Origin of the sequence: Sphaerochaeta sp. PS, from assembly GCF_032144095.1 — a bacterium.
In the GTDB taxonomy this organism is placed as follows: Bacteria; Spirochaetota; Spirochaetia; order Sphaerochaetales; family Sphaerochaetaceae; genus Sphaerochaeta.
On the sequence record NZ_JAVSNJ010000001.1, the window covers coordinates 209,177 to 233,376 of the forward strand.

Annotated in this window: 22 protein-coding genes and 1 riboswitch; of the genes, 6 read left to right on the forward strand and 16 right to left on the reverse strand. The window is 53.9% G+C overall.

The window, feature by feature from the left end; translation table 11 throughout:
* Positions 1-105: 105 nt before the first annotated feature.
* Positions 106-567, forward strand: coding sequence for a MerR family transcriptional regulator (locus ROJ03_RS01055; RefSeq protein ID WP_313725128.1), 462 nt, complete (start codon positions 106-108; stop codon positions 565-567).
* Positions 568-636: 69 nt separating this feature from the next.
* On the opposite strand, the gene ROJ03_RS01060 is transcribed toward ROJ03_RS01055, so the two are convergent.
* The 8 genes from ROJ03_RS01060 to ROJ03_RS01095 all read right to left on the reverse strand — a co-directional run bounded on the left by ROJ03_RS01060 (position 637) and on the right by ROJ03_RS01095 (position 9,457).
* Positions 637-1,116: a ferritin family protein gene (locus ROJ03_RS01060; RefSeq protein ID WP_313725129.1), complete on the reverse strand. Its 480-nt coding sequence runs from the start codon at positions 1,114-1,116 to the stop codon at positions 637-639.
* A 92-nt stretch (positions 1,117-1,208) separates the two neighbouring features.
* A complete protein-coding gene (locus ROJ03_RS01065; protein ID WP_313725130.1) occupies positions 1,209-2,264 on the reverse strand; it encodes a LacI family DNA-binding transcriptional regulator in 1,056 nt (351 codons plus the stop codon).
* An 89-nt stretch (positions 2,265-2,353) separates the two neighbouring features.
* A complete protein-coding gene (locus ROJ03_RS01070; RefSeq protein ID WP_313725131.1) occupies positions 2,354-3,451 on the reverse strand; it encodes an ABC transporter substrate-binding protein in 1,098 nt (365 codons plus the stop codon).
* Between the two features lie 69 nt (positions 3,452-3,520).
* Positions 3,521-4,708, reverse strand: coding sequence for an ABC transporter permease (locus ROJ03_RS01075; protein ID WP_313725132.1), 1,188 nt, complete (start codon positions 4,706-4,708; stop codon positions 3,521-3,523).
* A gap of 64 nt (positions 4,709-4,772) precedes the next feature.
* The gene (locus ROJ03_RS01080; RefSeq protein WP_313725133.1) at positions 4,773-6,248 is read right to left on the reverse strand and encodes a sugar ABC transporter ATP-binding protein; all 1,476 of its coding nucleotides are present in this window, start codon (positions 6,246-6,248) and stop codon (positions 4,773-4,775) included.
* Positions 6,249-6,719: 471 nt separating this feature from the next.
* Positions 6,720-7,361, reverse strand: coding sequence for a hypothetical protein (locus tag ROJ03_RS01085; protein ID WP_313725134.1), 642 nt, complete (start codon positions 7,359-7,361; stop codon positions 6,720-6,722).
* Between the two features lie 143 nt (positions 7,362-7,504).
* Entirely contained in the window at positions 7,505-8,509 is a 1,005-nt protein-coding gene (locus ROJ03_RS01090; protein ID WP_313725135.1) for a ketopantoate reductase family protein, read from the reverse strand.
* A 27-nt stretch (positions 8,510-8,536) separates the two neighbouring features.
* Positions 8,537-9,457, reverse strand: a complete 921-nt coding sequence (locus ROJ03_RS01095; protein WP_313725136.1) for an AEC family transporter — start codon at positions 9,455-9,457, stop codon at positions 8,537-8,539.
* 126 nt (positions 9,458-9,583) lie between these two features.
* Positions 9,584-9,661: riboswitch (SAM riboswitch) on the forward strand.
* A 294-nt stretch (positions 9,662-9,955) separates the two neighbouring features.
* On the opposite strand from ROJ03_RS01095, the gene ROJ03_RS01100 reads away from it, so the two are divergent.
* Positions 9,956-10,420 (forward strand): hypothetical protein, encoded by a 465-nt coding sequence (locus tag ROJ03_RS01100; protein ID WP_313725137.1) that lies wholly within the window; start codon positions 9,956-9,958, stop codon positions 10,418-10,420.
* 119 nt (positions 10,421-10,539) lie between these two features.
* On the opposite strand, the gene xdhC is transcribed toward ROJ03_RS01100, so the two are convergent.
* From xdhC to ROJ03_RS01120, 4 genes are all read right to left on the reverse strand, one after another.
* Positions 10,540-11,031 (reverse strand): xanthine dehydrogenase subunit XdhC, encoded by a 492-nt coding sequence (gene xdhC / locus ROJ03_RS01105; RefSeq protein WP_313725138.1) that lies wholly within the window; start codon positions 11,029-11,031, stop codon positions 10,540-10,542.
* Positions 11,024-11,911, reverse strand: coding sequence for a xanthine dehydrogenase subunit XdhB (gene xdhB, locus ROJ03_RS01110; RefSeq protein ID WP_313725139.1), 888 nt, complete (start codon positions 11,909-11,911; stop codon positions 11,024-11,026). Before xdhB ends, xdhC begins: the two co-directional genes overlap by 8 nt.
* Positions 11,912-11,923: 12 nt before the next feature.
* A complete protein-coding gene (gene xdhA, locus ROJ03_RS01115; protein WP_313725140.1) occupies positions 11,924-14,212 on the reverse strand; it encodes a xanthine dehydrogenase subunit XdhA in 2,289 nt (762 codons plus the stop codon).
* A 287-nt stretch (positions 14,213-14,499) separates the two neighbouring features.
* Complete coding sequence (locus tag ROJ03_RS01120; protein ID WP_313725141.1) at positions 14,500-16,212, reverse strand: GGDEF domain-containing protein; 1,713 nt, start codon at positions 16,210-16,212, stop codon at positions 14,500-14,502.
* A gap of 225 nt (positions 16,213-16,437) precedes the next feature.
* Here ROJ03_RS01120 and ROJ03_RS01125 point away from each other — a divergent pair, with 225 nt between their 5' ends.
* From ROJ03_RS01125 to ROJ03_RS01140, 4 genes are all read left to right on the forward strand, one after another.
* Positions 16,438-17,139 (forward strand): FAD-dependent oxidoreductase, encoded by a 702-nt coding sequence (locus tag ROJ03_RS01125; protein ID WP_313725142.1) that lies wholly within the window; start codon positions 16,438-16,440, stop codon positions 17,137-17,139.
* A 69-nt stretch (positions 17,140-17,208) separates the two neighbouring features.
* Positions 17,209-17,826, forward strand: coding sequence for a hypothetical protein (locus tag ROJ03_RS01130; RefSeq protein ID WP_313725143.1), 618 nt, complete (start codon positions 17,209-17,211; stop codon positions 17,824-17,826).
* A gap of 160 nt (positions 17,827-17,986) precedes the next feature.
* The gene (locus ROJ03_RS01135; RefSeq protein ID WP_313725144.1) at positions 17,987-18,682 is read left to right on the forward strand and encodes a response regulator transcription factor; all 696 of its coding nucleotides are present in this window, start codon (positions 17,987-17,989) and stop codon (positions 18,680-18,682) included.
* A complete protein-coding gene (locus ROJ03_RS01140; RefSeq protein WP_313725145.1) occupies positions 18,679-20,517 on the forward strand; it encodes an ATP-binding protein in 1,839 nt (612 codons plus the stop codon). The genes ROJ03_RS01135 and ROJ03_RS01140 overlap by 4 nt, the downstream gene beginning before the upstream one ends.
* Here ROJ03_RS01140 and phoU read toward each other — a convergent pair whose 3' ends face one another.
* The 4 genes from phoU to pstC are packed head-to-tail and all read right to left on the reverse strand — an operon-like array spanning position 20,518 to position 24,190.
* Entirely contained in the window at positions 20,518-21,207 is a 690-nt protein-coding gene (gene phoU, locus ROJ03_RS01145) for a phosphate signaling complex protein PhoU (protein ID WP_313725146.1), read from the reverse strand. It lies immediately after the preceding gene.
* A gap of 19 nt (positions 21,208-21,226) precedes the next feature.
* Positions 21,227-22,057, reverse strand: a complete 831-nt coding sequence (gene pstB, locus ROJ03_RS01150; protein ID WP_313725147.1) for a phosphate ABC transporter ATP-binding protein PstB — start codon at positions 22,055-22,057, stop codon at positions 21,227-21,229.
* Positions 22,054-23,313, reverse strand: coding sequence for a phosphate ABC transporter permease PstA (gene pstA / locus ROJ03_RS01155; protein WP_313725148.1), 1,260 nt, complete (start codon positions 23,311-23,313; stop codon positions 22,054-22,056). The genes pstB and pstA overlap by 4 nt, the downstream gene beginning before the upstream one ends.
* A gap of 1 nt (position 23,314) precedes the next feature.
* Positions 23,315-24,190, reverse strand: a complete 876-nt coding sequence (gene pstC / locus ROJ03_RS01160) for a phosphate ABC transporter permease subunit PstC (protein ID WP_313725149.1) — start codon at positions 24,188-24,190, stop codon at positions 23,315-23,317.
* Positions 24,191-24,200: the final 10 nt, after the last annotated feature.

Sequence of the window (24,200 nt, forward strand, 5' to 3'; positions counted from 1 at the left end):
CAAGAAAATTCCATTTTCGGCAAATTGGCGGCCTGAGGCTTGTGTTGGCTTGCCATCCATGATACTTCTTGAGGTAGTCCGGAAAGGGCAAAGAGAAGGAAGCGCGTGAGTCCAAATCGATACAGGATCGGCGAACTTGCCAGAAAGGCAGGTGTCACCGCCCGAACCGTGAGGTACTATGAGAGCCTTGGGTTGTTGAAGACCCAGGACAGGCAGGATGGTGGGCAGCGGTATTACACCGATGAGGATCTGGTATACCTGAACCGCATCATCCAGCTGAAGCGCTATGGCCTTACCCTGGATGAGATTGCCCAGATCATACGGTTGGGCAATGAGGACTCTACCGGCCAGAAGCGTCGTCTGGAGCTGCTCAAGCAGTACCGGAGACTCCTGAGCAAGGAGATCCAGCATCTGAAGGCTGTCCAGGAGCTCATAGGAGACCTCTCCTGGCATGTCGAGCAGCTTGAGGGCATCGACCATGATTTTCAGCAGTGTCCAGGCACTGCATGCGCCAAATGCGAATTCAAGGAGCGTTGTGAATTTTATGAGAAACCGGAAGGTCAGTGACGATCCAAAGGAAAAAAGGTACCATCCTTCGGGTGAAAGATAGTACCTTTTTTGCAGATGCAAGCTACTCTAGTAGTCCTTGCGTACGCCGAACTCGGCATCTTCGACCCATCTGTGCGGGCGTCTGACCATGGTTACCAGTTCCTCAAGGGTCTCGAAGTGCTTCTTCTCTTCAGCTATGATCTTTTTGACGATATCGCGGGCAGCATCATCTTCCAAGGATGCAAGGCTTGAGGAGTAGAGGTCGATGCTCTTCTGCTCGATCTCCAAGGCCTTCTCATACATGCTGACCTGGGGTGCTTCCACCAGGTAGTCCTCTGTCTTGAAATTCTTGAATATGGCTTTTGCCTCTTCTGAAACCGTTGTAGAGACCATTATCGGTTTGGAATTTTTCTGTAGGGAAGTAAAGAGCTTCTCATGTTTCTTTTCGTCATTAGCCAATATGGTAAAGATTGATATGAAGCCTTTTGTTGAAGCTTTGGTTGCAAGGTCTTCGTAGAACTTTGCCCCTTCCTGCTCCAATTGAATTGCAATTGTAAAAATATCCATAGATGTATCTCCTTTTCGATTCATGCCTACATTGTAGCAACTATCACTCGGCCTTGGCAAGGAAATGTTTGTAAGGCAAAGGGTATGGTTGTTTACCTGTCAGGGCTCTGGACTATGCCCTGAATCCCCCCATTGGCTACCATCACCTTTATCTCGGGCCTATGGACGATCAGGCGGGGAAAGTCTGACCAGTCACCCTCCAGACGGCGAAGGAGCAGGGTTGCAACCGACTTGCCTATCTGTTCCAGGGGTTGGCAGACGGCATAGTGGCAGAGCTGCAGCAGTGAGGAGTAGTAGAGATGGTCAAAGCTTGCAAATACCAGGTGGGGTCTGGTCTTTGTTGTGTAGGCTTCCATCAGGAAGGATGTCGCCCCAAGGTGGAGCATGTCGTTGGCAATGAAGAAAGCCTGGGGGTGGTCGGGGTCTTGCATGAACTTCTGCATGATGGAGAAGCCACGTCTCTGGTCCATCGCCCCTTCAGTGCAGACGAAGGCTTCCTCTACAGGAAGGTTTGCCCTGTGCATGCTTTCCAGATACCCCAGGTAGCGTTCCTTGGCTGTCGGGATGGTGAGGGAGCCGCCCAGAAACCCTATTCGCGTGAACCCTTCCTCCAACAGCTTCTGCATCACAATGCGAACACCATAGCCATTGTCTGTGCACACCGTGTCGGTATTCAGGCTGGGGATCTGCCTATCCAGGATGACCAGGGGGATGTGGTCCAGGCCAGTATGCCTGAGGTGTCTTCCCTCATCGCTGACAGGGATGATGACCAGGGCATCCACGGTGCGTTCTATCAGGACCTGGAGCTTCTTGCGCTCCTCCTCGACCGAGTTGTTGGATGAGCATACCACCATGGTATACTCCTTGCGGGCGAAGATGCTCTCCATGGCCTCAAGTATCTCCATGAAGAATGTGTTGGAAAGTTCCGGGGCAATGATACCTATGGTCTTGGTTTTTCTGATTTTCAGCGAACGGGCAACAGCATTGCGGTTATAGCCCAACATGACCATGGCTTCACACACCTTGGTGCGTGTTTTGGCTGTCACTGATTCGGAGTCGTTGAGGACCCTCGAGACAGTGGCTATGGAAACGCCAGACTCCTTGGCAACTTCCCTGATGGTGACAGGGTTCTGATCGTCATGTTTCACTGCCAACTCTCCTTACCCGTAAAAAAAGGGTAGGGGACCATGGTTTCACACGTGGCCCCCTACCTCTGGATTACTCTTTCACACAACGCTTAGTCGTAGAGCAGGCCCTTGATGTCGGCATTGTCCATGTTGGTCTTGTCATAGAACTTTGCACCGGTATCAACGTCGCTGACTTTTTCGCCCTTGTATGCCTTGTAGGCAAGCTCGACAGCCTTGAATCCGATCGAATACGGATCCTGGGTGATGGAGCCAAGGAAGTAGCTGTTGCGTACTGCGTTCTTCTGACCAGCACCAGCATCGTAGCCAATTACGACCACGTCTTTGAATGCTGCGTTTGACTTCAGTGTTGCGCCATCATTGGTTGCTGCAAGCAGGCCCTTGACGGTAGCTTCATTGGAGCAGAAGATTCCCAGGACATGGTCAGAAGCGATTTTGTTCAATACAGCCTGTGCGGAGTTGGTAGCATCAGTCATGGCTGTTGAAGCGGGAACGACCATCTCGATGAGGACTTTCTTGCCCATGGTGGGGCTGTCAGAAGCGATGTAGCCAACGTTACCCATTACCTTGATGTCGTTCTTGGTAAGTTTTGTCTGGGTTGTGATGAGCTGGATGATGGTGTCGCGGAAGCCTTTTCCACGGCTCAGAAGGGATTCGCCGGATGCATCCTGGTTCATGACTACGATCTTAACAGGTTTTGCATCAGTAGCGCTCTCGATTGCTGGCTTGATGATCTCGAACATCTTCTTTGCGGCCATACCGGCTGCATTGTAGTTGTCGGTGGAAGCAGTTGCCCAGATTGAGCCTGCTGGAGCTTCGGGTACGCCAGAGTCAAAACCGATTACTGGAATACCTTTTGCCTTGGTTTCCTGCAACTGGTCAAGCACGCTGCTTGTGTTGAGGGCTGCCAATGCAATTGCTACAGGGTTCTTGGCCATGGCGTTGTTCAGCATCTCTACCTGAATCTGCACATCGCTTTCCGATGGGGGGCCTTCGAAGGTGATGTCTACGCCATACTGTTTAGCTGCGGCGTTTGCGCCCAACTTAACCTGCTGCCAGAAGTCATGCTGCTCGCCCTTGGAAACAACTGCGATGTAGGGCTTGCCGCTCTCTTGTGTGGCCTGGGCAAAAATTGGTGCAAAGGATGCAAGAACAATTAAAGCCAGTAGTAAAACCAAACTCTTTTTCATGTGAACCTCCTACGTTCTCCCGAGGGCATACGCCTTCGGATATTCTCACTTTGTCTTGACAAAACAGGGCTATTTATCCTGAATCGTCATTTGGAACTCCTTTTCTTCAAGAGCAAGACGTGCTCGTTGTTCCTTCTCCTCCTTCCTCATTGATTTATAGGTAGCTTGCATGTCGCTCTTGATCTTTTGGATCTCACCCCTGATGGCAGCCTTTTTGTGAGGATCTGTCTCCTGGACGAGTTTTTGCTTGTGCTGCTCGATGGCTTGCAGCCTCTCCTGTTTGAACTGGTCTGCAGGGGTCAGCATCTTTACCTCTGAAGCCTTCTTGTTTCTGTAGATGTCCAGGAGCACTGCCCCGATGACTACAATTCCGGTAAAGAAGGTCTGGTACTGGGCCTGTAGGTCCATCGAAGGGAGGCCCGAGCGCAACACGCTCATGATGTAGACACCTATCATGGTACCGAAGATTGAGCCTGCACCACCGGAAAGGGAAGTGCCTCCGATGACCGCCCCTGCTATTGCGTAGAGCTCAAAGCCGGCGCCCTGGGCAGGCATGACGGTGGTGTAGACCGCGGCAAAGGCGATACCGCCGATTCCAGCGGTGAAGCCTCCGACCACATAGGCCATCATCTCCCATTTCTGTACGTCAACACCGGAGAGCCTGGCTGCATCCTTGTTCGACCCGATGGCGAATATATAGCGCCCCATCTTGGTCTTGTTCAAAAGGATGTACGCCAGAAATGCGGTAATGAAGAGGACAATGGCACCGGTAGGTATCGAGGAGTTGTCGACTGTTATGAACTTGAAGATGCTCTTGAACCAGCTGTCCGGGGCCCCACGGGCGGGGAAGGTAGCGCTACGTACGTTGGAGACGATCGAGCCAATGCCCAGGCTTATCATCTGGGTGCCGAGGGTGGCTATGAACGGGGGAAGCTTCAGGCGGGAGATCAGGATGCCATTGAGGAAACCGAAGGCTGTTCCGACAAAGAGAATCAGCAGCAAGGAGAGCCACATAGGCCAGAGCCAGGTCTTGTACGCCGTTCCACCGATGATGGCAGCAGCCATCATGACGGTACCGCAACTCAGGTCAATGCCCCCTGTTATGATGACAAAGGTAACCCCGATGGCGATGAAGCCGATGTAGTAGGAGGAGTCGAGGATATTGACCAGGGTGGTGAAGGAGAGGAAGTTCCTTCCGAATATTGAGAAAAAGGCGTAGATGATTATCAAGGCCAGGGGAGCCAGTAGCTTCTGCATGTTGATGATACTCTTAGTTTCTCTTAGTTCAACATTCTCAATTGTATCCATAGTTGCCAAACTCCTATTTGTAACGTGTTGCAAGAGCCATGATCTTCTCTTGGGTCGCATCCTCGATGTCGAGGATGCCGGTGATCCTGCCTTCGTTCATTACCACGACACGGTCACTCATACGCAAGACCTCTCCCAGTTCCGAGCTGATCATGATGATGGACTTGCCTTCCTTCACCAGCTCATTCATCAGGGCATAGATCTCGCTCTTTGCCCCGACATCGATTCCCCTAGTCGGTTCGTCGAAGATGAGGATGGAACTGTTCTTAATCAACCACTTCGCGATGACCACCTTCTGCTGGTTCCCGCCCGAAAGGTTGCGGACATACTGGTCCATCGACGGAGTCTTGATGGAGAGTTTCTGCACATATTTTCTTGTCTCGCTTGCCAGAGCCTTCTCATTGAGCAGGAAGGAAGGGGATAGCTCCATATAGGAGGCCATCACCGAGTTCTCTATAACCGATAGCTTGGTGGCAAGGCCGTAGCGCTTGCGGTCCTCGGAGAGGTAGCCGATACCCAGTTTCACCGCGTCCATCGGGGTGTTTATCAAAACCTTCTTGCCATTGACCTCAATGGTGCCTGTAGCCTCGTCTTCCCCATAGAGGGCGCGCATGGTCTCAGTCCTTCCGGCTCCCATCAAGCCTGCAAACCCCAGGATCTCACCCTTATGGAGGCAGAAGCTCACATCCTTGACCTGCTCCCCTGCATTGAGGTTGGTTACCCTCAGCACCTCGGGGGCGTCGGAGGCTACGTTGCTCTTGCTTTTGGGCTGCTCATAGATGACCCGTCCGACCATCATGTTGATCATCTCTTCCTTGGTCAGTTCGCTGGTATTCCTCGTCCCTACGAGTTCTCCGTCCCGGAGGACGGTGATGCGGTCGGATATCACCCCGATCTCATCGAGGCGGTGGGAGATGTAGATCATCGCCACACCCTTGGAGGCTAGGTCGCGCATGATGGTAAAGAGGTCCTCGATCTCGGCATCGGTGAGGGCTGCTGTAGGTTCGTCGAGGATGAGGACCTTGAGGTTGTAGCTCACCGCCTTGGCTATCTCGACCATCTGCTGCTTGCCTACGGTAAGCCTGCCAAGCTTGAGTTCGACATCGATGTTCATGTTCAGCTTTGCCAGCAGTTGCTTTGCCTTCCGGTTCTGTTCCTTCTCGTCGAGGAGCAGGCCGTTGAGCTTGGTCGATTCCCGACCTATGAACAGGTTCTGTGCCACGCTGAGGTGGTCCATCATGTTCAGTTCCTGGTGGACGATGGCAATCCCTGCATTGAGGGCTTGCTTGGGGCTGTGTGGATTGAACAGCTTGCCCATATAGTGAATCTCACCGGAATCCTTGGGAAAGATCCCCGTAAGGGCTTTCATGAGTGTTGATTTTCCAGCTCCATTTTCACCAACCAGGGCATGGATCTCTCCCTCCCTAAGGTCGAAATCTACCTGTTTCAGAGCATGAACGCCGGAAAAGCGCTTGTCTATGGCTTTCATTGACAACACAATATTGTTCAAAGCCACCCCCCCTCGTATAGTCGTTGCAACTTGTATTCCAGTTTCTCCAGTATCCTGTTGGGTATGCCTGCTAAACCCCTATAGACAAATCATTACATGTAAAATGTGGGTTGTCAAGAAAAATTGTAAACGTTTACAAGTTAGGGTGAACCCTCATTTTAGCTCTGGTTTTTTTCGGTATTCCCCCATTGAAATAGCAAATCTGTAGTAGGAATTCCCTGTCAGGATGGCTCTGTACAGCAGAGGGTTGCCTTGCAGAAAAGGGGAAAAATGGGTGCATTGGAAACCCGGAAAATCCCTAGGGAAATGGCCTTTTGGGCTCTGTAGTGAAGGAATGAGGTATTGGTGTGGGACAGCCGGAAGCTCGAGCTGTGCATGTAGCAATCAGGGGCTACAGGGCAGGTCCCCATACTCGATCGTATGGGGAACCTGAGGCGGTGGAGATAGGTTTCAGTTGATGATCTTGATGCAGGGTCCATGGCCGGAGGCAACAAAGGAGGGGTGCAAACCCTTCAGGTCTTCCACCATCTTGGTCTGCATCGCAAGGTTTGGGAGCTGGTCGGCCCCGCTAGCCTGTATAGCCTCTTTCCAGCTGCTCTCAACAACTATTCCCTGGGTTTCACCCATCTGGAACATCAGGTCGCTGGTAAAGAGGATGCCACGCTTTTCTTCTAGGAAAAGGACGCCTTCCCACATATGCATCTCGGAGGGGTAGGCTATGGTTGTAAATGTAAAATCGTTTCCCGATAGCCGTTCCCCCGGTTTCTTGATGATGACCTTCTGTGCAAGCCCGAAGCCCCAGAGCTGGCGAGCTGTGATTTCCGAGCAGACGGGAACTGCCTCAGGATACGCCTTCAGCACTACAGCCAGCCCTCCGCATTCGTCTGATTCGAAATGTGATATGAGAATGTACTTGAGCGACTTTCCGCCAAGCAGCTTCTGTATCTGGGGCAGGGTCGCCTGGGCCTGTGTAATGGCTCCTGTCTGGATAAGGGCAGGCTCTTCGGTAAGCAAGAGGTACTGGTGGACTGAGAGCCTTATGGGCTGCAACAGTTCGGTAAACTGATAGAGGTCAGGGTAGATTTTTGCCATGGGTACGTTTCCTTATGGATGTCCAGGGAACTTGGAATTCCCTACCTCTGAACGTATGGCTTTCTGGTTCCGATTGTCAAGGGAACCAGTCGGATATTGTTTTCTCTCCGACGGAGAAAGGCGCGACCGGTAGGGCAGACCCATTAGGGGAAGAGCTTCAGGTTTGCCATCTCTGGGCGAAGCTCCTTGGCCTCGATCCGGGCGATGATATCGATCACCCTATCGTTTATGGGGGTGGGGACATTGACCTTCCTCGCCTGCTGGCTGAGTACTCCGTTGATGGCCCCTACCTCGCAGGGTTTGTCCTTCTCAATGTCCTGGAGCATGCTGGGGCGTATTGCCCTATGCTTTTTCATGGCTATCGGGATAAGGTGGAAGGCGAACCATTTCTTGACGGGGCCCGAGTAGTCGAACAGCTTGACGATATCCTTTCCCTGCACCGGCTCGATCGTTACCCCTGAAGCCTTGGCCGTGTCGATGCACTCCTTCATGATCCTCTGCACCAGGGCCCTTGCCTCCTTGTTGGCGGTGATGTCCCCATAGGTGCCACCCACAACCGTTCCCATGCCGCTGAATGCGGTATTGATCAATAGCTTTGACCACCGTGCACCGAGGAAGTTCCTGTCTATCGTAACAATCCCCATGTTCCGAAGTATCTCTGCGATCGTCTCCAGTGCCTGTTGGTTGTACCCCTCCACCATCCCCAGGTCAAAGGTGAGGCTGTCGGGTTCGCTTGTCAGCTCCGCAACTCCGGCCCCCTGTAGGGTGGAGCCCCAGCCGATGGTGCACCCTGCAACCCGCCCCTTGCCCAGGACCTCTGCAAGACCTGGTTCAGGCAGTCCGTTTTGCATGGTGCAGAGCATGCCCTTGGGGTCGAGGTAGTCCTTGAGGAAGAGGGCTACCGAGTGGTTCTCCGTCTGTTTGGTCAAGAGGAAGATGAGGTCGTACGTTCCTTGCATTTCTGACGGCAACAGGGCTTTGACGGGAACGGAAAAAGCGACCTTTCCCACAACCTTGGCCCCGTTGGCCTGTAGGGCTGCGACATGGGCCTTGTTTCGGGTGATGAGGTCGACATCAACCCCTTGTTTTGCGAGATAGGCTCCAAGGATGGTTCCCAAGGAACCTGCCCCATATATTGCAATTCTCATGAGAGTTCTCCTTTTCGTAAGTAGATGTTATACATAGATTGCAGTTGCCGCCATCACCAGGAGGATGGAGGCAAGGGTGTCCATCGAGAGGGTGCTGTCGACATAATCGGCATTCGCTTTGTCCCCTGCCTTCATGAAGATGGTGATGATGAAAGGTGGCGGGGTGAGGCACATCACCAGCACTGCGTAGCGGTAGATGCTCGGCATGCCTAGCAACCCTCCTACGAGCCAGTGGTTGATGGCCAGGGCAAAGAGGAGCAGCAGGACCCTCCTGGCAAGGATGGTCTTCAGGGCCAGGGCCAATCCCTCTTTCCTGAAATGGATCCCATAGCCGATGGAGATGGCTATGAGTGGGACGGTCAGGTTGGCGAGCAGGGCTATGAACTCTCCTATGGCACCAAGGAGAGGGTTGGGCTCGACGTTCTTGCCGAACAGGCTCACGGCGATGCCCAAAAAGATGGCGATGATCACCGGCGAGGTGATGAACTGCCGCAGCAGGACCGCCCTGTTGTGCACCCCGTCCCTCTCCTTGATGAGGAAGGCGATGAGTACGAAGAAGACGAACACTACCTGGCCCATGTCGACCAAGGCCAGCTTGCCGATGTTCTCGCTTCCATAGACGGAGATGAAGAGGGCATAGCCGAGCATCCCCATCTCAAAGCCGCCCATCATGAGGGGGAAATAGGGGGAGGATATCCCAAGGGGTTTTGCAAGGGCCTTGCCAAGCAGGAGCATGACCAGGCAGAGCAGGAAGATGGTTGCAACCAGCAAGAGGTACCGCCCTTCGATCTCCACTGTGGAGAAGGCCTGGAACATCAGGGCAGGGAGGGCAAGGTCGGAGACGACCCGCTTGATGCCGGCTATGGCGGAAGCGGAGAAGCTTCCAGACCTCTGAAGGAGGAAACCCAATACGAACAACATAAGGATAGGAAGTATCGACCACATCATGTCACCACCTTGCACCGAAGCTTGAAATGATACAGGAAACGGTATCACACAAGGGGAGCGCTCGCAAGGTTTTGCAGAGCTGACAGGTCCCAATCGCTTGACAGATGTAGTTTCTGGTCCCTATACTTTGGCTAACGACGTGATTTACAAGCCAACTTGCAGCGTCGAAAAACAAATCGCTAAATAGGAGCCCGACATGTCTTGGTACGGTAAAACACATGCAACCTTTCGATCCTCTCCCTTCTTTGTGGGCCTTCCTGTGCGTACAGGAGGTCAGCCATGAGGTGTTCCTAGCCATCATCCAAAAAGAACGAATGATCAGGAACCTTGGACCTACAAGCGTAGGCATTGATCCTTGTGCCCTCACGACCCGTGGGAAAATGGGCAAGGGAGAGGTGCAACCATAGGCTACACAGTTCATGGTTGAAATACCCGACAAGAGCCATAGATCATGGTCCATGCACTATGGCCTCAGAAAGAATAGGTAGGAGATATAGCATGAAATATGAAACACGCATGAAGTTTGACAAACACCTCATCAGTGAGGAATATGTGATCGACAATACGGCGTATAGGGCTGAGTTTGAGATCTACCCTTTGGGTTTTTGCTCAGGAATGGCAGGATATAGCAAATATAGTGTGGGCTTTGCCCTCTACGAAGGGGCGGCAGAATTCCCAATCGGGAGTGTGTACATCAGGTTTCCCATGTTGCAGAGCTCCGATATCACCAACGAGGAGCAGATGGTGGAACCTTGCACTGTCCATTGGAGGGAGCATCCAGTGCCTAGGTTCACCCCTTTTGCCGAGAGGGAGATACGGAGGGTGGTCACTGAGTTCATCCGTCAGAGGAAGGCATGCACCATCTTGGGTTTCCCTGTGACGAGCTTCAGTGTCAGCGTTGGTTCCCAGGACAGAAATGGGAGGGGGCGAGCCTTTCCGCGGGGGATGGTACATACTCTGTAGGGGTGTAGGTATAGGCCCTTCTGTATCTGCATTGGTACAAAGTTCTGCCGCTCTCTGGGATCAGGGAGCGGCAGGGCTTGTTGTGATTAGATGATCAGGGACCCTCTGGAAAATACCTGCTATTTGGCCTTCTTTTCCTCAATCCTCTTGTGCTGGGTCTTCTCGATCGCATTGATGATCTTTTCATAGCCCGTGCATCGGCAGAGATTTCCTGCAACCTGCTTGCGGATGTCATCCCTGCTGGTTGGTTCTTCACTGTTGATGATGGGCACCGATGCCATGATGAAGCCTGGGGTGCAGAATCCACACTGCACTGCCCCTTCATCGATGAAGGCCTGCTGGATGTCCGAGATCGCTCCCTTCTTGTCCGAAAGACCCTCAAGGGTGAGGATGGTCTTTCCCTCGGCCCATACTGCAAGGTAGATGCAGGAGTTGAAGGGCTTGCCGTCGATGAGGACGGTGCATGCTCCGCACTCACCTACATCGCAGCCGTGCTTGATGCTGTCCAGCCCCTCCTGCCCTCTGAGCATGTCGGAGAGGGAGGAGCGGATGTCCACTGTATATTCTCGTTTCTTACCGTTTACGGTACAGGGTATGGTTTTCTTAGCCATTGATCTTTCCTCCTGCCTTCTCAATCGATGCGATGGTGGCCCGTCTTGCGAGCTCTTCTACCAGATGGAGCCTAAACTCCTTGGAGGCCCTCCAGCTGGTTCTTGGCATGACGTCTGCCAATACGCCTTCGCTGATCTTCTTGAGCAGCCCTTCATTGAGGGCGTGGCCCTCTGCGCTCTTCTCTGCGGTAAAGGCCCTGATGGGGGTAGGGGCTGCAACGCCGAAGGCGATGCGCAGTCTCTCTATCTTCTTCTTGTCAGAGGAGAGCCTGACATTTACCGAACAGCTGAGGGTAGCGATGTCCATCGCCTTTCTCATCGCGTACTTGATGAAATCGCCATAGGTGTTCTCCCAGCTCGCCTTGGGTATGCGGATGCCGGTGAGTATTTCCCCTGGGCGCAGGTCGACCTTGCCTGGCTTGAGGTTGAAGTCAGCATAGGGCAGGATCCTGGTGCCGTCGATGCTGGCAATCTCAAGCACAGCGTCGTAGGCCTTGAGGGTCCCTGCCGAGTCAGCGCTGGTAACGCCGTTGCAGATGTTTCCCCCGATGGTCCCGATGTTCCTGACCTGGGGGCCCCCGATCTGTTCGACCGCTTCGCCCAGGACAGGGATATGCTTTTTGATGAGAGGGTGCATCGTGATGTCGGTGAAGCTGGCGAGGGGCCTGATCAAAAGCGAGCCGTCCTCTTCCATGCAGATGCCCCGCAGGGCATCAAGGCCATAGATGTTGAGGAGGTCACACCCTGCAAGCTTGCCTTCGCGGATCTGGATGAGGATATCGCTTCCTCCGGCAAGGATGAGTGCCTCGGGGTGTTCCTTTTTGAGCTTCAGAGCTTCTTCGACTGATGTTGGTTCATATAGGTTTTTGAAATCGTACATGCTCGTCTTCCTTTATTGTATGAGTCCAGCGTCCCTGCTGGCGAAGAACAGTTTCTCAGGATTGAGAGGGATTGAGTTTACTGCGACGCCTGTTGCGTTGAGCAAGGCGTTCCTGATGGCTGGTGCTACAGGAATGGTTGGGGGTTCTCCGAGTGACTTGTTGCCATAGGGGCCCGTCGGGTCATCGGTCTCCACAAAGGCCACATGAAGCTCTGGGGTGTCCATTGGCGTCATGAGCTTGTAGTCAAGCATGTTGTCATTCAGCATGCGTCCGGTCTTCTGGTCGAACTCAAGGTGTTCGTACAGTCCGTAGCCCAGGCCCATGCTCATGCCTCCATGCACCTGTCCCTCAGCTGTCTGGCGGTTGATGATGGTACCCGAGTCGTGGACGTTGATGATGTCCAGCACCTTGATCTGGCACATGGGGATGTCGATCTCGATCTCGACAAAGCAGACGCCAAATGAGTAGGTGTTGTCCGAACAGTGGTGGCTCTCCTCGGCCGATATGTGCTCGGAGTTGGTCAGGCTGTAGCAGGACTCCTCAGCAACCGTGGCAACGGAGAGCAGGCGTTCGGTCTTGTTCTTGTGGACGATGAAGTTGTCCTTGATGTCCAGGTCCCATGGGTCCTTGTGCAGCATGAAGCCCGCGAAGTTGAGCAGCCTCTGGCGGAATACCTCAGCGGTCTTCTTGACGGCCATGCCCGAGACGTAGGTCTGTCTCGAACCATAGGCTCCGGTGTCATACGGGGTGATGTCGGTATCCTGTTGGCTGACGACGTGGATCTTGTCCATGGTAAGGCCGACTGTCTCGGCTGCCATCATGGCAAATACCGTATCTGCACCCTGGCCGATCTCGGTGGCTCCCATCTGCAGCTGCAACGAGCCGTCCTGGTTGAGGACCATGCGGCTGGCCGCCGTCTCCAGGCTGATGGGGTAGACCCCTGTCTTGTAGCAGAAGATGGCCATGCCCACGCCTTTTCTCACCGGTCCGGTCTGCTTGGCGTAGAGCTTGCGCTTGTTTGTATAGTCGAGGTGCTTCTCACCGATGTCGATGCACTCCGACAGTCCTGTCGAGTGGCAGGTGATGGTGGTCATCGGGTCGACATAGCCAAGTTTCATCATGTTCTGCTTTCTGAAGACGATGGGGTCGAAGCCTGTCTTTGCAATGATGTCATCGACATGGGATTCCAGGGCAAAGCCGATCTGGGGAATGCCGTAGGCCCTCATGGCTCCGGCTGTCGGCAGGTTGGTGTAGACGGTAAAAGCCTCACCCTTGATGGCCCCTACCGGGTACATCATGCGAAAGCCGTTGACCGCATTGGCGACCAGGGCGTGGGCGTGTGATGCATAGGCCCCCTGGTTGGAGTAGGCTACGATCGAGCGTGCGGCGAAGCTGCCATCCTTGCGTACATAGGAGACGATGTGGAACTTCATGGCATGGCGTATCCTGGTGCAGGCAAAGGTCTCCTCCCTGGTATACTCCAGACGGACCTGACGGCCTCCTACCCGGGTGGTGAGGAATGCGTTCAAGGGTTCTGTTAGGGCATCCTGACGGTTGCCGAAGCCACCGCCTATGTAGGGTTTGATGATCCTGATGTCACCATATCCAACACCCAGGGCCTGGGAGCAGATACGTCTGACGATGTGGGGGATCTGGGTCGCAGCTACGACGACGATCTTCCCGCTCTCCATATAGGCAAAGGAGCTTGCCTTCTCGATGTGGCAGTGCTGGATGAAGGGGGTATCATAGTCGCCCTCGACCTTGATGAGCCCCTCTTCCTTGATGGCCTCATCGAAGGAGCCGACCTCATAGGAGGAGTGGACAACCACGTTGTTCGGCTTCTCCTCATGGATGGTGGTGGCACCGGGTTTCATCGCGTCCTCTACCGAGAATACAGGGGTGTACTCCTCGTAGGTTACCTTGATCTTCCTCAGTGCTTCGGCAGCGGCGATGTCATCTTCAGCAATGACTGCAGCGATGTCATCCCCGTAGAAACGGACCCTGGTGTTGAGGAGCTTCCTGTCAGCAATGTCCTGATGCTTCTTTTCTGTCGACCAGGGGTGGCCGGCAGTGGGAAACTGGATGTCGGGTACTTCAAAACAGGTGACGATGTCAACCACACCTGGTACCTTCCAGGCCTCTTCAAGGTCAAAGGAAAGGACAACCCCGTTTGCAATGGTGCTGTGCAGGACCTTTGCTATGAGGGCGTGTGGGCTTACCAGGTCTCCTGTATATTTTGCCTTTCCCGTGACTTTCTCGTTGGCATCGACTCTTGTCAGGGGCTTTCCTATTATGTTCATTGCTTTACTCCTTCTTGCGAGAAACCAAGTATCTATCTATTGCTATCCTACTACTTTACTGGCTGTTAGGGTATTGCTTAACCCCTCATCAGGGCAAGGGTTGTGGCTTCCTAGCTTTCCTTGGATAATAATACAACAGATTGCAACATATTCAAGGAAAATACTCAAAACTTATAGGCTACCTCAATTTTATTGCTATTACTTGCACTATTGTACGGTAAATCCTGGCAGGAATGCCATAAGTGTAAACACCGTGGTATTTTTCGCTCCCTTTTCTCACCCTATACCTAGGTTTGGGAGGCTACCTCGATCCTGTCCTTGCCGTTTTCTTTTGCCCTGTACATAGCCTGGTCAACCTGGGTATAGAGTTTTTCAAATGTCTGGGGCCCTACCACCATGGCAAATCCCAGGCTGATGGTTACCCCTTCCGTATGCAAGGTAGTCCTGACTGCCTCAAGTAGGGTTGTGCAGTAGTGTAGGGCTGCCTCTTGGGAGGGAATGCCAACAAGGTATGCGCAGAATTCATCCCCTCCTATCCTGCCAAGGATATCCTGGCTTGAACAGGGGTTCTCCAGCATGATGGTAGCCAATGCCTGCAGGACCTTATCCCCAGCCAGATGCCCCAACTTGTCGTTGACGGCCTTGAAGTCATCGATGTCGAACAGGATGCATGCATCCATTTCTTCCAGATGTTTTTGCTCGAGGCGGGTCTCGATGATTCGGCGGGTGGTTGCTGCATTGAGCAGGCCTGTCAGGCCATCGAGCTGGGCCAGGTTCTCCAGATAGGTTAGCCTTTCGGTCTCCTTGCTGATGTCCTGCAGTTTCCCGACCCACAGTTGTGCATTCCTCTTGCGGACGAGGACTTTGGTTGCCGAGACCTTGAAGTAGCCGGTTGTGCCATCGGGCAGCTCAAGGGCTAATAGCGAACCCTCTTCAGAGGTTGCCAGATGGGTAGCTAGCGTTTCCTTGGCCTTCTCCAGGCTCGAGGGGGAAGTGAACAGGGTGCGGAACCTCTCATAGAGGATCAGGTGCTTGCGCACTGCCTCATATTCGAACAGGTACTCGTTCGATACCTCAGCTATCGCCTTGAACTTCCTTTGCTCGAGGTCGAGTTTCGATCGAGAAAAAAGGATGTGGGTTAGCGCTGCAACAAGGATGAGTATGATGACGAGGGTGAGGGTGAATATCTCCCCGCCATAGGTATCCATGATCATGGCTGGGGTGATGATCCGTTCAACCTGGCTGGTAGCCTCAAGTATCATATTCTGGAGTTCCTGGGGTGAGAAAGAGGCCAAAGCCTTGTTGATGATGGAGACCAGGAGTGGGTCATCCTTGAGGAACAGGATCCTGTAGGCCCTCTCCTCCCTTCCCTGGGGGATGGTGTAGATATTACGCAGTCCGTATTGCAGGGTATAGAATGCAAGGGAAAAGGGGTTTCCGTAGCCATAATCGGCAGAACCAGAGTTTACTGCCAGGATGGCCTCCTGCAGCGATTCGTAGTATCGGGCCTGGTCTTCGGAGACGCCTTCAGGTAGGACGCTCTTGTAGACTGCGGCGAACCGTTTGCCTTGCAGCTCCTGGGGTTGTATGGAGGTATTTGCAAAGAATATGGTCTCCGATCGCACCATGGGGATGGAGAGAACATACCCCTTCCTTGCATACTGTTCGGGCAGGCCGAAAATCATGTCTGACCCATCGGTAAAGGCGGCCCCAACCTGGACTATTTGCCCATACATCGTAGTTGCGAAGCTCAGACCTGTCCTGTTGCTGATCTCATCCAGGATCTGGAATGCGATCCCCCGCATCTGTCCTTGTGAATCGGTGTATTGCAGTGGTCCCGACCCGTCTATCGAGATCGACCGTACAGGGCCCCGGGTGGCTATGTAGGACCTTTCCTCTTCAGTCAGGGCTATTGTGGCAAAGAGGGTCTGATGAAGGAACAATAGGCCAAGGAGCAACAATACCAGAGGTGTATGGCTGTTCATTTTGCATCTGTCCACATGTTCCCCTTAGCAAGAATCTTTCCCAATAAGTTAGTCTTGGCAGATTCACCTGTAAAGTCAAGTAAAATAACGAATGCCTACAAGAAGTCGACGGCAATGAGGATGGATGCTTTGGGAGGTGACCATTTGTTGCAAGGGCCTTTTGTCCTGAAGCTGAAGAGGATTGAATTCCCCTCCTGCCCGCCGTATGATGGTACATACGTACACATATGGAGGTGCTGAATGAAGCTGAGCCATTTCAAGGGGTTGTTCAGGACCCATGAATTGCAGTTTCTCAGTGCAACGCGTGTCGCTGACGAGTACATCCTTGTAACCATGCGAGCTCAGAACCCGATGGGGTGGGAGGCTGGCCAGCATGGAATCTTCACGCTGCCGGGCAAGAAGATCAAGGGCAGGCCCTTCAGGATCTTCAGCATTGCCAGCGCCCCTGGCGAAGGGACGATCCTCATAGGCAGTCGCGCCACAGCCAATCCCAGCCAATTCAAAGGGGCGCTCACCTCCATGCAGCTGGGACAGACTGTAAGGCTCCGTGGTCCGTTTGGCCACTTTGTCGTTCGCGATTCGACTAGCCCGCTGGTACTCATAGCCACAGGAATAGGGATACCTGTGATGCGCTCCCTGCTCAATTCGATGCAGGATGAGACAACAAGGCCCATCCATCTCATCCACAGCAGCCCAGCTTTCCCTCTGTTCTCCGATGAGTTCAAGGCCTTGGCCCAGAAGAACAAGCTGATAAAGCTGACCTTTGTTCCCAACGGAGAGGAGCTACAGGAAGCCCTTACTGCAGTTGCCCTGACCTATGGGCAGTCCGCCTTCTACTATGTCTCGGGCTCTCCCAAAGACGTGCGCTCGACCAAGGCCCTGCTGAAGAGCCTGAAGATAGGGGCTAAGAGGATCATAAGCGATTCGTTCTTCGGGTATTGATTGCTTCTTTACCCCAGAAGGGGGAGGTTGTACACTGCTTGTATGCGATGCCAAGGAGGCAAGACAGATATGGACCACACAACTAAGTTTCTCTCTCAAGTTCGTTGCATTCCGATGGCCAAGGCCCTTTCAGTTCATCAGGTGCCCCTTCTGGCCCAGGCCTTGCGCGAGAGCGGCCTGAAGGTAGTCAATGTATCCCAACAGATAGGGGAGGGTAGGCTCCTGGTACATGAGCTTGCAAAGCACTACCCTGACATCCTGGTAGGGGGTGGGAACGTACAGAGCGTCGAACAGGCGGAAAAGGCCATTGAGGCGGGTGCCAAGTTCATCTTTTCCCCACTCTTCGACGATGAGATGGTCAAGCTCTGCCAACAGCACAGGGTTCCCATATTCCCTGTCACCACCGATAGCGAGCTTTGCAAGAGGATGCATCTGGATGTCCTCGGCTTCTATCCTTTTGAGAAGCTTGGTGGCTTTCCTGTCATCGACAGGATGGGCAGCGAACACAACCTCAAGTTTATAGTCGCAGGCCATATCCTGGAAGAGGAGATGGCAAGCTACCTGGACAATCCCCATATCCTGGCAATGACAGGCAGCTGGATGTTGGACAAGAGTGCCATCGCCGCCAATAACTGGATTGCCATCACAGAGGCCCTGAAGAGGGCAAGGAAGTGGAGCTTGGAGTAGGGGGATGACGGCAGATAGCTCTGTTTGCTCTGGATCTCCTCACCAGTTTGGGTTCAGCAAGAAAGGATCTGGTGCAGAGCACCCCTCAAAAGTGTGAGAAAACTGTGAATTCAAAACACCTTCCTTGTTTCTCTGCTCGAAACTTCGGTAGAATGGGAGCATGAGAGAAAAGGCCGTTATTTTGATCGTTGAGGACGAACCGGATATTCAGGAGCTGATCCAATACCACCTGGAGAAGGAAGGGTATGACACGGTGCTTGCCGGCAATGGCAAGGCTGCCCTGACGGCTGTCCAGAACCAGAGCCCTGACCTTGTCCTGCTCGACCTGATGCTGCCGTTGGTCAATGGGATCGACGTGCTGAAGACCATCCGCTACAGCTGGAACCTCACAGCGCTTCCTATCATCATCGTTTCGGCACGAACCGATGAATCTGACATCATCACAGCCTTGGAACTTGGGGCTGACAACTATCTTTCCAAGCCCTTCAGCCCCAAGGTGCTGGTTGCCAATGTGAAGGCCCTTTTGCGTCGCTCTACTGCTGTTGCACCGGAAAAGGAAACATCCATCTCCTTGGGGGAACTCTCCATCGACCTGGAACGGCATGAGGCAAAACTGCAGCAGGAGTTGATGAACCTCACGGCAACCGAGTTCAACCTTCTGGTGTTGCTAGCATCCCATCCGGGAAGGGTGTTTACCCGCAACCAGTTGATTAGCGGCATGCGTGGTGATGACTACCCTGTCACCGAGCGCTCCATTGATGTGCAGGTTGCAAGCCTGCGCAAGAAGATGGGTGAGGGTGGCACCATGGTGAAGACGGTGTGGGGTATCGGGTATTCCTACCAGGACAAGCCATGAGGCTGCGAAGCATCCGAAGCCGCCTGGTACTGCTTACCGTTTTGATCCTCACCCTCTCCCTTGCTGGCAGTGTCTGGATCGCAAGCACAGCCTTCTCCTCCACCTTGAGGCAGTCCACCTATTCGGAGTTGGAAAACAATGCAACCTACCTCACTACCTTGCTCGGCTCCTCCTCCACCCCTTGGGTAGAAGGGCATTTTGAGGCCTATGCAGAGTCGACTTCCACACGCCTTACCCTCATCGACAGGGAAGGAACCGTGCTTTTCGATTCGGAGTTTCCCATCGAAGGGCTGGACAACCACCTGTGGAGGGAGGAGGTCCAATCTGCCTTGGATGACGGGCTTGCCACTCGTGAGAGAAGAAGCGATACACAGGGCCTGCCTGTGCTCTACTATGCCGTGCGCATCGATTCCCATCCTACGATAGCCGTCCTTAGGCTTTCGCGGACTCTCAACCAGCTGGTAGGCTACCAGCAGACCTACCAGGACCTCTTCCTGGGAGGGGTGGCCCTGTTGCTGCTGCTCTCCTTTGGCATCACGACCTTCAGCATCACGATGCTTACCCGCCCGCTAGAGAAGATCAAGGCCCTTTCCAGACGGTACGCCCTAGGCGAGCTTGAGGCGCACACTACGGTAACAGCTCCCCAGGAACTTACCGAACTTGCCGCCACCATGCAGGAGATGGCAGGCCTGCTGAAGGCCAAGATGGAGGTGGTGGCTTCGGACAGGAACCAGCTGGAGACCATCCTTGAGAGCCTGTCCGAAGGCATCCTTCTTCTTGATATGGCTCTGGCCATCCAGGTGGCCAACTGTGAGGCAATAGCCATACTCAGCGAATCGGAAGGGGATGACCTTGTCGGCAAACGGCTTGATTATGTCATCACCTCCTCTGCTGTTACCAGCCTTTGCAATGCCTCTCTTGAGGATGGCAAACCACATGCACTGACCATCGCACAGTTCGGGCATCTGTTCGGGGAGACTGCACAGGTGGTGGGAAAGCGCAAGACAAAGACTTTGAGGATGTTGGCCTCCCCGGTAGTCAGAGCAGGGAAAGCTGAAGGGGTGGTGCTTTCCATCACCGACATGACCGAGCTCAGGCGCCTTGAGAACATCCGCAAGGAGTTCGTTGCCAATGTCTCCCATGAACTGAAGACCCCCATTACCACCATAGCGGGCTTCTCCGAGGCCCTGCTGGAAGCTGCAGAGGTAGAGGATGTTCAGCATTTCTCCACCATCATCCACCGCCAGGCAATACGCATGCAGCATATCGTCGAGGACCTGCTTCTGCTTTCCAGCCTGGAACAGCAGAATGCCTCTCCCATCAAGACCTGGACCGCTGCCAGCCAAATCCTGGAGGAGACCCAACAGGCGTGCCAATACCGGTTCGCTGAAAAGGGAAGTACCCTCACCATCAGGCTCATCAATGAACAAAACCTGGAACTGTATTGCAATGGGATGCTTCTGGTGCAGGCTTTGACAAACCTGGTCATCAATGCACTTACCTATTCAGAGGCTGGCTCTGAGGTAGTCCTTACCTTTGCTCTGGCTGAAGAGAGGGTCCATATCTCGGTAAAGGACCGGGGCATAGGGATCCCGAAGGAGGACCAGCAGAAGATCTTCGAGCGGTTCTACCGGGTGGATGCAGGGCGAAGCCGGAGCCAGGGTGGCACCGGCCTCGGCCTTTCGATCGTCAAGCACATCGCTGCTGTCCATGGCGGCAGTGTCTCGGTGGATAGCACTGTCGGCGAGGGCAGTGAGTTCTCCATCGACCTGCCTCGTGGTTCTGCCCTGCTTAGCCAGATGGCTGCCAAAAGCAACGCACTCTATCCTTCATGATCAAAGCGTAAGGGCTGTGGCCTTGGTTCCGTTGAGCTTGGGCCTTTGTCCTCTTTCCATATAGACAATCCAACGGCAGATGGTTGTCACATGGTCGCCAAACCTCTCCATCTCCTTGGTCAGGTAGAAGAGGTTCAGTATCCGTTCCATTTCTGCAGCATTTGCGGGCTTGAGCTTGAACAGGTCTGCGTTCAGGGCATCCCTTGCCCTGTCCATCTGGTCATCCAAGGCCGCAACCTCCATAGCCTTTTCTGCCTTCACGTCGATGAATGCTTCCACGGCCTTACGTGTCATCGTAGCACCGAGAAGGGCCATCTCACTGATGCGTTCGACAAAGGGGATGAGCGCTTCATTCTCCTCTTCCCTGGCCATCTTTGCCATATGGGCGGCATGGTCGCCCATGCGCTCGAGGTTCGAGACTATCTTGAGGCCTGCGACAATGTGTCGCATATAGTGTCCGTAGGGAGCTTCGCTTACCAGAAGCCTCACCCCGTCATTCTCCACCATCTCCTGCAGTTGGTCGATGAACCAGTCATCGGCCATGACCTTCTTGGCCAAGGCGATGTCATGGTTGCGAAACGCATGCTGGGCCTGGTAGATTGCTTCCTCCACCCGGTTCACCATCTGGATCAACATCTCCTGGTAGAAGCGCATCTTCTCATCCAGGGTGCTGGCTTGTTTTTGTTCCATAGCAAATTCTCCTTGTGTATCAACCGAATTTTCCTGAGATATACTCTTCAGTCTTCTTGTGGACAGGGTTGAGGAAGAGCTGTTCCGTCGGGGCATACTCCTGCAGATAGCCGGTCCTCTTCTCATCGACCATGAAGAATGCGGTCTGGTCGGAGATGCGGGAGGCCTGGCCCATGTTGTGCGTCACGATGATGATGGTGTAGCGGCTTTTCAGCTCCAGGATCAGCTCTTCGATGCGGCCGGTGGCTATCGGGTCCAGAGCCGATGCCGGTTCGTCCATGAGGATGACCTCAGGCTGGACTGCAATGGTACGGGCTATGCACAGCCTCTGCTGCTGTCCGCCACTGAGGCTCAGTGCGTTCTGCTTGAGTTTGTCCTTTACCTCCGTCCAGAGGGCAGCTGAACGGAGGCTCGTCTCCACCAATGCATCATAGTCGCCCTTGAAGCCATTGATCCTGGCCCCCCAGGCGATGTTCTCATAGATGGACTTGGGGAAGGGGTTGGGTTTTTGGAACACCATCCCGATCCTCCTCCGAACGAGGACAGGGTCGACATCCTTGGCATAGAGGTCGTGGTCGTTGAAGAGGACCGAGCCGGTGATGGTTGACCCCCTGATCATGTCGTTCATCCTGTTGAAGCTTCTCAGGACGGTACTTTTTCCACATCCTGAGGGGCCTATGAAGGCTGTCACCTGCTGTTGCATGATTTCCATGGAGACGGCCTTCACTGCAAGGAAGGTCCCATATCTGATGTTGACGTTTCTCAGTTCCAGTACCGGTTTCTGCTCTTGGGCGAGTGGTGTTGGCTCGGTGTCTTGGTATAGGGCCTCTGCCAGATTGCTTGCTTTCATGATTCCCACCTTTTTTTCTTGGACAAGGTATCCCGTATGTAGATAGCGGCACTGTTCATAACCATAAGGAGGACCAATAGGACTATGATGGCGGCGCTTGCGATGTTGCGATACGCTCCCTGGGGTCGGGCTGACCATTGGTAGATCTGGATCGGGAGGGTAGTGAATTTCGAGAAGATTCCGGAAGGGTCGACGCTGATGAAGGTCGAGGCTCCGATTATGACCAACGGGGCGGTCTCCCCGAGGGCCCGGGAAACGGCGAGGATGGTCCCGGTGAGGATTCGGTCGATGCAGGCGGGGAGCACCTGGTACCAGATGGTCTGCCACTTGGTTGCCCCGATGCCATAGCTGCTCATCCTCAGGGTTGCAGGCACTGCCTTCAGCGCTTCCTGGGTGTTGATGATGATGATCGGGAGCACCAGCAGGGCCAGGGTCAACCCGCCGGAGAGGATGGTCCGTCCATTGGCCGTTGCATCGGAAATGCCGGTAAACAGGGCTCCGCTGGTGATGCTCTCCATAGCCCTGACAAAGATGGCAAGCCCGAGCAACCCATATATGATGGAAGGCACTGCACTGAGGTTGAAGATGTTCAGCTGCAAGATCCGGTTGAACCGGTTCTCCTGTGCATACTCTTGCAGATAGATGGCCGAGCCGACTCCGATGGGGAAGGCAAAGAGGAGGGTGATGAGGATGATCCATAGCGAGCCTAAGAGGGCTGTACGGATGCCTGCATGCAAGGGGTCGGCCGACTGGTCATTGGTGATGAACTGAGGGTCTATCCAGCTGGTGAAGGTCAGGTAGGAGCGGCTTTCGCCCTCTACATACTCCTGGATGGCCTTTGTCCTGAACAGCGAGTCGGACAATGTCCAGGTTTTCAGTACTGTTGGCTTGATGACATACTGCTCCAGCAGCCCCTCCAGGTCATGTTCTGTTCGCTTGTCGAGGCTTTTTTCGTATTCCACCCGTTTGAGGATACCCTTTGAGAGATTGGCCTTTGCTACTGCTTCCAGTTCCTGGCGGCTCAGCTCGGCGATCGCTCTTTTGCCCGGGACCAGGGAGGATACCTCCACCTCGTTGCGTAGGGCCACATAGCCAAAGGAGGAGTCCAGTACCGAAAACAGCAGCAGGGCAAGAAAGAGGATGGCCAGGGTGGTGGAGAAGAGCAAGCCTGCCCTCCAGATCATGCCGATCCGTTTACGTCGGTCCATGAGATTTGTGATGTCGGCATCGGTGCCGAAGCTCTGTTGTCTCTGCATATCAATCATACTCCTGGTGGAAGTGGCCCGAGACGGTTCGTGAGACCAGATTCAGGGTGAAGGTGATGACGAACAGCACCAGACCAAGGGCGAAGATGCTGTTGTAGTCTACCGAGTTGTAGCTCACATCCCCTCCACTTATCCGTACGATGTAGCCGGTCATGGTCTCTGCAGCCTTGAAGGGGTTTGCTGTCAGTTTCGGCCCAGCCCCTGCGGCAAGGGCTACGATCATGGTTTCCCCGATGGCCCGCGAGAGTGCGAGCAGGAAGGTAGCCGACAGGCCGCTGAGGGCTGCTGGGATGATGACCTTGCATGTGGTCTCGATCTTGGTCGCCCCCAGGGCATAGGAGGCGAGTCGCAGCTCCTTGGGGACGGAGACGAGGGCATCCTCTGCCATCGTTGCGATCATCGGCAGGATGAGGATTCCTATCACCAGGCCTGCCGATGCTGTATTGTATATCTCCACGTTTGTCTCTCCAAAGAGGGTGCGTAGCAGTGGGGTCATGAAGGTTAGGGCAAAGTATCCGTAGACGATGGTAGGGATGCCTGCAAGTACCTCCAGGGTTGGCTTGAGGATGCCTCTTGTTCGCTCTGACGCGTACTCGGCAAGGTAGATCGCTACAAACAGGCCAAGAGGGCCCCCTAGGATTATAGCGATGATGCTGGTAGTCATGGTGGCGTTCAGCAGGGGCAAGAAGCCAAAGAGTCCGATCATGGGCTGCCACACCTTGCCGGTAAAGAAATCGAGCAGCCGGACAGCCGGGTCAGAGAAGAACAAAAAGGACTCCCTGACCAGGATGACGGCTATTCCGACAGTGATGAGGATCGAGAGCAAGGCAAAGATGAACAGCGTCGTTTCGATGACCCTTTCATGCACTCTCCTTTTT